Genomic DNA, 585 nt, shown 5'->3' with positions numbered 1-585 from the left:
GACAACAGGTACAGTTTATCACGATGGATATGTCTGGAGCTTATATTCCACTGGCTCGCAAGCTCTTTCCAAACGCCAAAATCGTTCTTGATCGATTTCACATTATCCAGCACCTTGGTCGAGCATTTTTAAAGACAAGAATTGCTATTATGAACCAGTTTGATAAGAAGTCACTACCCTATCGAGCCTTGAAAAATCACTGGCGACTCTTCCAAAAGGACAGCCGTAAGTTATCTCTCAGCTCTTTTTATTCAAAGACTTTCCGACAAACTTTAGCACCACATGAAGTCGTTGAGAAGACTCTAGACTTTTCAGAAGAGCTCGCTAATGACTACAACCTCTATCAGCTTTTACTTTTTCACTTTCAAGAGAAAAGAGTGAATCAGTTCTTTGAGCTGATAGAGGAAAACATGAACAAGGTCAATCACTACTTTCAAACTGTCTTTAGGACTTTTCTTAGACACAAGCAATACATCATAAACGCACTAGAAACAGACTATTCAAACGCAAGACTGGAAGCTACTAACAAGTTGATCAAAGACATTAAACGCTTGGGCTTCGGTTTTAGAAACTTCATCAACTTTA

1 protein-coding gene is annotated in these 585 nt (G+C 38.8%); it reads left to right on the top strand.

Annotated features, from left to right (window positions below):
• A partial coding sequence (locus tag HMPREF2697_RS08895) for a transposase (RefSeq protein WP_142350091.1) occupies positions 1-585 on the top strand: 585 nt, incomplete at both ends.

The organism is Streptococcus sp. HMSC064D12, assembly GCF_001837205.1.
Taxonomy (GTDB): Bacteria; Bacillota; Bacilli; order Lactobacillales; family Streptococcaceae; genus Streptococcus; species Streptococcus salivarius_D.
This window is presented reverse-complemented; position numbering and strand designations above follow the sequence as displayed.